At 35.5% G+C, this 9,701-nt stretch carries 5 protein-coding genes; all 5 read left to right on the top strand.

The window, feature by feature from the left end:
- Positions 1-140: 140 nt before the first annotated feature.
- On the top strand, positions 141-5,081 hold the full coding sequence (locus Q1A31_RS05280) for a glycosyltransferase (RefSeq protein WP_299873379.1): 4,941 nt from the start codon (positions 141-143) through the stop codon (positions 5,079-5,081).
- A gap of 4 nt (positions 5,082-5,085) precedes the next feature.
- Complete coding sequence (locus Q1A31_RS05285) at positions 5,086-6,036, top strand: NAD-dependent epimerase/dehydratase family protein (RefSeq protein WP_299873382.1); 951 nt, start codon at positions 5,086-5,088, stop codon at positions 6,034-6,036.
- A 70-nt stretch (positions 6,037-6,106) separates the two neighbouring features.
- Positions 6,107-7,120, top strand: a complete 1,014-nt coding sequence (locus tag Q1A31_RS05290; protein WP_299873385.1) for a GSCFA domain-containing protein — start codon at positions 6,107-6,109, stop codon at positions 7,118-7,120.
- 499 nt (positions 7,121-7,619) lie between these two features.
- Complete coding sequence (locus Q1A31_RS05295) at positions 7,620-9,164, top strand: hypothetical protein (protein ID WP_299873388.1); 1,545 nt, start codon at positions 7,620-7,622, stop codon at positions 9,162-9,164.
- Positions 9,165-9,457: 293 nt separating this feature from the next.
- A partial coding sequence (locus Q1A31_RS05300) for a hypothetical protein (protein ID WP_299873391.1) occupies positions 9,458-9,701 on the top strand: 244 nt, incomplete at its 3' end.

Below are 9,701 nucleotides of genomic sequence, written 5' to 3' on the forward strand. Positions count from 1 at the left end.
GTGCGAATTTTTAATTTTGGGTTGAATTTATCTATGTGAGTCTTTTTGTATGCGTCATAAGCAGATAACAAATACACTGCTTGCTCTTCGTGTAGTAAAATATAATAATATTTTTTGATGTTTAATCTGATTTTATTTTGGTGAAATGGCTAAGTTTCACCGGTCGCAAAAATGAATTTCATTTCTTTTTTAACTTCTTCTTGCTGGTTTTATTGATGAGAGAATGTGTTGTTGTTTTAGGTATGCACCGATCAGGTACTTCTGTGCTTACGGGTTTGATTTCCTTTTTTGGCGGCTATATTGGGTCGGATGTTATGTCTCCGACGGAAGATAATCCCAAAGGGTATTTCGAAAATAATAAAGTTTATCAATTAAATGAGAAAATTCTTAAAGAGTGCGGTGCCTCTTGGGATGATTATACATTTGATGTTGGATCTATTGATGCGGCAAGCTTTGAAAAATACCTTCTTGACGCTAAAACAGTCATTGAAGACGAGCTTAAATATGTCAACAAACTCGTTATTAAAGACCCAAGAATTTGTGTCTTGTTTCCTTTATGGGAAAGAGCGTTAGATGAGTTGAATATTGATATCAAGCTTGTGCTTGCATATAGAAGCCCTGTTGAGGTTTCTCATTCCTTGTTAAAACGAGATGGAATTGATATAGAAAAAGGCCTGATGATTTGGTCTCACTATTTTTTGCAGTCTGAATTATATAGCCGTAAATATCAGCGGATGCTGGTTGAGTATGACGCTGATTTTAAAGATATGCCTAGTTTCGTTGAAAAGTTGGGTGAGTTCCTAGATCAAAAACCAACTGATGAAATTCTGGAACAGTCGACTGATTTTTATTCGTATAAATTAAAACATCATAAAGTCTCTTTTGAAAATATTTCTGATGATTTGCCAATGTACTTAAATTCTTTGAATAAGTTATTGGCGAGTAAGAAATTAGAAGACTTTAAAACGTTGGATATGATCCGTAGTGATTTCTTTCGCTCTAAAAAATATTTTAGATTTGACGACAGGCAGCGAGTTTTAGAAAAAGAAGAGCTGAGAGACTCTGAGTTAAAATTCTTAAAATTAGAAGAAGCTTATCATTCACTAAGGGAAAGGCAGCTCAAAGAGCATGATTTGCTTATGCGTGCTCAAGAAGAATTGGATGTTGAGAAAAAAGCCGCCTACAAAGCAAAGAATGACCTAGTTAAGACGAAGAATGATCTTGCTAAAGCAAAAGATGACCTAGCTCAAGCAAAAATTGACCTGGTTAAAGTAAATGATGAAATTGTAAAAAAAGACCGCGAACTTGATGCGCTTGCCATAAGGACTAAAGCATCTTTAGATAAAGCAAAACATCAGCTTGAATTGATGAAGTCTTACTATGTTTCGGCTGACAATTTACTTAAGCATCTTCTTGATCATCCTTCGAATTATAAAAAGCTATATAAACAAAGCATTGACTCTACATCATTAAAATTGGGAAAAGCACTGTTGCCGTTTGCAAAAAACAAGCGTTTAACCAGAGATAAAATTCTAATAATGGACTCGGGATTGTTTTCTCCGTTCTTTTATTTAACGGTTAACCCAGATGTTCTGCATGCTAAGGCTGATCCGCTAAAGCATTTTTGTACCAAAGGTTGGCGAGAAGGGAGAAGTCCAAGTGTGGAATTTGATGTTAAGGCTTATTTGAGAAAACACCCTGATGTCGAAAGGGCAAAAATTAATCCCCTTATTCATTATATTCAGAGTGGAAAAAATGAAAGAAGAGAGATTAGTCCTGTTCTTTATTGTGGAGAGTCTTTTGTAAGTAGTAACAGGAAAACCACAAATAATTCGGTTGGATTATTAACAAAGCCAGAAAATATCGTTGGGCCAATCATCGATCAGGGATGGGAAAACTCAATCGATGTTATTTCATCGCTCAAATCGCTAGGGAAGGCGGCCAATAAAAACATCCCCTCTAAAATTATTGAAGATGCAATAAAACAAGTAGAAGAAAATCCACTTACTATTTCTGTCATTATGCCAACATGGAATAGAGAGAAAAGCATTTGTAAAGCTATCGACTCTATTTTTAAACAAAGCTATTTGCCTCATGAAATTATTATTTCGGATGATGGAAGTACCGATGAAACCATCAAACTGCTCAATGATAAATACCCAGATCAAATAGCAAGTGGCGTAGTTATAATTTTAAAGAATAAGCATCAAGGGGTAAGTGCTTCACGTAATGAAGGTTTGGCCAAAGCCTCAAGTGATTTAATTGCCTATTTGGATAGTGATAATATTTGGCGAGAACACTATTTACTGTTGATGACGGCATCGTTTAGTCAAAACGATGAACTAAATTGCGCCTATGCTGAATTAGAAAAACATGATGCAAATAACAATAATAAGAAAAAAATTCTAGCGGTTGAATATGACCGCAAACGCTTGCTGGATTCAAATTTTATAGACCTGAATATTTTTATTCATCGTAAGCAATTATTTGATCAATTTGGTGGCTTTGATACTCAATTAAAGCGATTGGTTGATTGGGATTTGATTATTCGCTATACCAAAAACTATACGCCGGCACTTATTCCTTTTGTGGGTGTGGACTACTTTCTCGATGATAAAAACCTCAAAAATATCACCACAACCGTTAGTCTTGATGATAATCGTGAACGTGTATATCAGGGACATTTTCAAGAACGTGTTCGTTATGGCTTAGAGCCCTTGCGGATTGCCTATGTAATATGGGATTTTCCTGCGCTATCCCAAACTTTTGTACTGAACGAACTGCGTTGGTTGATTAAAAATGGATATGACACAAAAGTTTATTATTCTAAAGTGGCTGACAAGGCTGCAGTGCTCGATTTTGAGATAGACTCATATCAGGTTGAAGATGAAAATCAATTAGCAAAGTTATTAAAAGAGCACGAGAGAAATATTTGCCATAGTCAGTTCGTTTATCCTGCTGTAACTTTGTTGACATACCCTGCTGCGATTATTGCAAATATTCCATTTACATTTATGCCTCATGCGGTCGATTTGTTTCATCATAGCAATAAAGAGAGAAATAAAATTGCAGAAATAGTAAGGCATCAGCTTTGTCTTAAGGTCTATGTTTATGGTGAGTTTCATAAATCATTCTTAATTGATCAGGGAGTGCCAGCAAATAAGATAGGATTTAATTTCCAGGCGGTTGACTTTGAAGATTTCAAGTCCAGTAAAATTGTAAAAAAGTCGGATAATAATGAGCTGCGTGGATTAATAATTGCACGATTTATTGAAAAGAAAGGTATTACTTATTTAATTGATGCTGCGGCAAAATTAGAAAATCAGAAGATAAGTTTTGATTTGTATGGTTTTGGTCCGTTACAGGATGATTATGAAGAAAAAATAAATAAACAGAATGTAAGTAATTTTAATTTAAAAGGAGTTATTAATAATCAAGCTGAGCTTTCAGAAGCCTACGGAACTTACGATTTTTTAATGGTGCCAAGTGTCGTCGCTGAAAATGGCGATATGGATGGTTTTCCTACCGTAATATTGGAAGCAATGGCAGCAGGGTTGCCAGTGATAACTACAGATGTTTCAGCTATACCTGATTATCTAACAAATGATGTTGAGGCAATTGTTGTTGATTCGGCAAATGTAGATGCTCTTGTGGACGGGGTGAAAAAGTTGAAGAGTATGTCTGCTGCGAAAAAACGAGCCATGGTTAGTAGGTCGCAGGCTTTTTTAGCTAAAATGGTTGGTGTCAATAAGTCAATGGGCGTAATGCGTGATACTTGGCAAAATTATTCTATAGATATTTTTTTAGTGACTTACAATACAGTGGACTATGAGGATAGAAATGAAACTTTCGAAATAATTCGTAGAGTATTTGCAATGACTAGCACACCATTCGTGTTAACTATTGTTGATAACGGAAGTGATGAAGATTTTTTGGTTCAGCTTCGTGATCTTTTGAAGGGGTATGAAAACGTAAGGCTAATTCTTAAAAGAGAAAATCTTTACTGTGGGCCGGCCTCAAATTTAGCTCTTAAAATGGCAACAAGTGAATTTGCTATTTATATTTGTAGCAAAGAAGGTTTTATCAAGAGTCATGCCTGGGAAAGATCTCTCATAGACTTTATGAGGAAAAACCCTGATGTGCCCATAGGAGGTCACCTTTCACACATGCCTAGCTATGTCTATGGTGATGAATATCAATCACATCCATTATTTGAGAAGTTTAGAAATAAGGACTTCGCTGCAAATAACCCTGGTAAGCCTTTTGGTCATATTCAAGGTGGCGTATATATCTTGAATAGAACTTTTTTTCAAAAGCATGGAGGTTTTAGCGATCATATTACCCATAATGGAATGGATGTTGAGTTATCATATTATGTTGAAAGCTTAGGTTATCAATTAGGTGAAATACCAGAAGTCGCTTCTTTGACAGTTAAAACAAGACCTACTTTGACTTCGGTGCTAAGTGAAAGAACGGTGATAGCTCATCCGCTGACTATTGAAAAAGCTAGCAACGATTTGGATACCTTGTTAAAAAATAGTGGGCAGCGTTGTAATTTATGTAACTGGAGAGGGGATAGCTTTGATATTGATGGGCATCAGCCAGATTCGATAAAGTGTCCTTCTTGTCAATCCACCTCATTTGGTCGAGTTATCTATAGAATAATATCAAATGATCATCATTTGCATAGAAAGGAAGTATGTTCTGCCCTAACCACAGATAACTCTTTGGTAGAGAAATTATCTAAGTTTTTTGATCTGAAATTAACAGCAGATGTTGAAAGTAAATTTTCACAAACTATTTGTCCTTATACTGACGTCTTTATTTTAGATTCAAAAATGATAGATAAAAATACCTTCGGTGAGTTGATGGAAAAACTATTAGAGAATCTAGCTCCCAGCGGAGCCATATTTTTTACAGAAATAGCGGCAGGATTATCGGCAAGCCCAGGTACGAACTCCTGGGAAGACAAAATTAAGAATTCTGATAAAATATATGAGGTTGAATACATTGATCACAGTAGCTATTGCATAGCTTATGATTGGCGTAGAGTTGTAAGTATTAAGCATAAACTGGTGTAACTTGATGTCAGATAATAATTCTTCAGTATGTTTGGTTGTTGGGGCGGGTGGTTTTATCGGCTTCAATTTATGTATTGAATTGCATTCAAAATATAAGAAAATCTATGCTTGTGATACAAATTTTTCGGAAAGCATAGAAAAAAAGCTCAAAGAAAAAGATATAGTTATTATTGAAGGTGGTGTTGAATTGTTTGCTCTGGATTTGCGTAAATATAGAGATGTTGAAGATATTTATTATTTTGCAGGCAAGTCTACTCCTTCAATTTTGGAGGCAGAATTAAATAAAGGGTATTTTTCAGATCAGGAAATATTGGTCATGATGCTCGAAGCTTCAGTAAAATTAGATTCTCTTAAGACTTTTATCTATGGGTCATCGGGTGGGACGGTTTATGGTGATTCAAAGGAAAAGGCATCTCAGGAAAATTCTCCAACGGCACCTATATCGGCTTATGGCTTATCTAAACTCAATCAAGAAAGTTATATTCAATTTTATTCAAGACGCTACGGTTTTTCTGCGAAGATTGCCAGAATATCTAATCCTTACGGACGAGTCTTAACTCATGGGAGTAAGCACCTACAAGGTTTTATCGATACAAGCATAGATAGAGTGCTAAATAAGGAAATTATTGAGTTATGGGGGGATGGGGAAGTAGTCAGGGATTATATTCATATAAATGATTTGGTGTCGGGTATTTCGGTATTGGCACAAAATTCAGTTGAGGATGGTCTCTATAATATCGGTAGTGGTATCGGGTACTCCTTAAATGATGTTTTATCTATTTATAAGGCAATGGATGTCAGTTGCGAGGTGAAATATCTTGAGTTTCGTAAAATTGATTTACCTATCAGTATTTTAGATGTCAGTAAAATATTAAATAAGACTGGTTGGCGTCCTGAAATAATGCTGGAATCTGGTATTTCAGAAATTATGAATTTCAAGTTAAAGATAATTTAGTTGTCTATAACTGGGGGGTGCTCAGTTGTTGATTTGATAAATGTCTAGTCTAATAGCGGTAGTTTTTTATATGTTTAATAAAATTAAGAATTTGTTTGGAGTACCTTCTGTCTCAACCCAGGCTAAAATAGTTAGAGTCAGTGGAGATAAGGCATATTCGGTCACTTTAGAAAATAGATCTTCGAAGTGGCCATCAAGAGGTCCAAGAAATAGAATAGAGCCCCTTTGCCTACCTACTTTAAATCCGCAGCATGTAATAGACTCAAGCAATCAGATTTTTACAATTGGATCATGTTTTGCCAGAAATATAGAGTTGGCATTAAAAGCTGCCAATTTTAATGTTCCATCCGCTGATGTGCGTTTTCCAGAAGAAGAATTATGGCAAGGGACTAAGCTCCATTCGGGGCTCCTTAATAAATATACGCCTCAATCCATGTTGAATGAACTTGAGTATGTATTTGATAATAAATATACAGCGGATGATTTTTTGATAGAAGTGGGTAATGACGAATATATTGATTTGCAATTACACTCTAATCAATATGTTACTTTTCAAAGAGGGCTGCAAAGAAGAGCTGAAATAAAAGACTCTATCAAACAATTTGTAAATTCAGCGGATGTTATTATTGTTACTTTAGGCCTTGTAGAGGTTTGGTGGGATAGTAAAAACAAAATTTATCTAAATGAAGCACCTTCCAAGAAATTGGTAGAAAAGCATAAAGGGCGTTTCTATTTTGAAACTATGTCACCAGAGTGCGTATTTGATAATGTGGCTAAAATAATTAAGTTACTGAAGGGGAATTCAAAAGATAACTCTTGGATAATGCTAACTGTATCTCCAGTGCCTTTAGCAAGAACGTTCAGAGATAAAGACGTGATAATAGCAAATATGTATTCTAAGTCTTTATTAAGAGTTGCTGCTGAAATTGAATCTGATAAAAATGATTTCGTAGAATATTTTCCAAGTTATGAGAGCGTGATGCTTTCAGATAGACAGAAGTTATGGAAAGATGATCAAATACATTTAGAATATGAGGCTATTAAAAAAATCACGGAAAGGGTCGTGCAGAAATATTCAGCCTAGTGAACTATAATTGTCGTCGCCAGCCAGTGAAGATAAAACTTATTTGCTGTAAATGCTGTTTTATATCTAGCTCTTTAGAGGGGGTCGTTGTAAAATTGCAACTAAGTTTTAAATTAGCCGTAAAAAAACCTATTTATTGGTATAAAAACAACAAGTATTTTAAGTTTAATAATTAGATATAAGAAGAAATATTTTTTTTATATTAAAAATCAGTAACTTATAAGATATTTATATTTTTTTAGTTTGTTATTTGAATGTTGCGTTTATAAATAAGATGACGTATAGTTTGGCCTGATACTGTAGGTAGTCACTTAAAGGGCTCCCTTTATCAGTTTAAGATTAAAAAAAGGGTTGTTTTAAAGTCTTTTTTTGTGATTAATTTAAATTTATTAGGGCGAACTGAATCAAGTGGGTGGGGGTTATCCGATACGCTTTTTTGGGGTTTACTAATATTTAATTTAAAGTTTGTTCGTTCGAAAATTTTTAATGGAGAGAAATAATGAAATTATTTAAAAAATCTACCTTAGGTCTTGCGCTTACTGCTGCACTGACTGGCGGTACAATGATGGGTATATCTACCACTGCACAAGCTGTAAATGTTGCAGCTGACGGTCTCGGTCAAGTAATGGTTTTTCCTTACTACAGTACACGTAATGGTTGGGCTACATATTTTAATGTTACAAATACCAGTGAAACACATACAATTTTAGCTAAAGTTCGTTGGAGAGAAGGTTATAACAGTCGCGATGTTCGTGACTTTAATATTGTACTCTCACCTAATGATGTATGGACTGCTGCTACGGTTAACCGTGCTGATGGTGCCGGAATGGTTACTACTGACCAAAGTTGTACTTTCCCGGAACTTCCTATTATCGATGATAATGGTACGCCTAATGTATTGCATGATGATTTGACAGGTATAGATTTCACTAATCTTGCCTATACTCAATTTGGCTCTGCAGATAATAGAGATAAAGGTCCAGAGGGACTTGATAGAACTCGTGAAGGTTATTTTGAAATAATTGAAATGGGCTCTATTACTCAGACTACTGCATTGACTAATGCAAGAAGTATTGCTGTCAATGCTAAGCATGCAAAAGTTGGTAACAACACTGCTATGCCTAATAATTGTGATGTTGTTCGAAATATGTTGAGATCTCCAGCAGTTGAAACTACTGTTCTTCAGATAGAGCCACCTTTAAATGTCCTAAAAGGTCGTTCAGTATTGATTAATGGTTCTGAAGGTATTGCAGCAGGGTACGATCCACTCACATTAGCTAATTTCTTCCAGGGTACGGGTGTTGGTTCAAACTTATACCGCGATCCTGATGATGCTAGACCTAGTTTGATAGACGCATTCCCGCCAACAGCTCAAATAATTGATGACGAAACTGCTTCTTATGTTACTTATAATGGAACTCCATTAACAGCAGATGCTGTTAGTGCATTAATAACAAGATCAGCTGTAATCAATGATTATAATATTAGAACAGACTCACAGACTGACTGGGTGCTAACTTTTCCAACGAAGAATTTCTACGTAGATAAGGCATTTTCATCTACAGCAACATTTGCAGCTATCGGAAGTTCAGGTACCGCTCCTCTTTATCCATTCGATTCTAGTGTGAACGGTGAGCGTTTTAGTGGCACGCAAGTTGGCAAGTCATGTTTTGATGTAAATATTGGAATATGGGATCGTGAAGAGTTTGACGCTCCGCCAGAGCAAGTCGATGATAGCTTCTCTCCAAGAGAGCCAGATCAAGTATCAGCGCAGAATCGCATGTGTTACGAAGCAAACATACTTTCTTTTGGTCAGTCGGATCTTTTTGGTTCAAACTTACGTAAATCGTTGTTTGAATCAGACCCAAGTCAGTTACCTGGAGAGAATGGTTGGGCCAAACTAACATTTGGTACAGCAGGTGCTTCTCTTCCTGTAATTGGTATGCGTGTCGAGACTCGTAATCGTGGTGATGCGACAGTTAACTATGGTTTTGCTAACGACCATGCTTATAAGGGTGGTACTTTTTCTCCTGCTAGTGAATAGTATATTGTAGTTAAAGTCTTATGAGTATGTGAAGAACATTACTTGTATGATTTATGAATGGGTTGCTTTTTAGCAACCCATTTTTTTTGGTTTTGTTCAGCTTATATACATGTATAATTTGCAATAATTATATAAATGAGAGTTCGGATTGAACTTTTTTGTCGTTAATATGACTAAGGCATGTCAATGGGAAAAGACATTTCTTCTAAAGAATAGATAAAGGTAATAAAATGATATCGCTTAACAAAACAAAGTTGAAAGTTATAAAAAATACAAATTTTATATTAGGAGGAATGATATTAATTTCTTCTCCATTAATCGTTAATGCTGCCCAACAAGTAACAATTACAGATGGTGGAACTTCATATAGTTGTACTCATAATGGGATTCAGACGTATGGTGATGGAACTGCCGAAGTAACTCTGACTGATCTAAATTGTTTGGCAGGAACAGGTACTACAACAGGTACTACAACAGGTACTACAACAGGTACTACAACAGGTACTACAACAGGTACTACAACAGGTACTACAACAG

The organism is uncultured Cocleimonas sp. (assembly GCF_947495625.1).
Taxonomy (GTDB): Bacteria; Pseudomonadota; Gammaproteobacteria; order Thiotrichales; family Thiotrichaceae; genus Cocleimonas.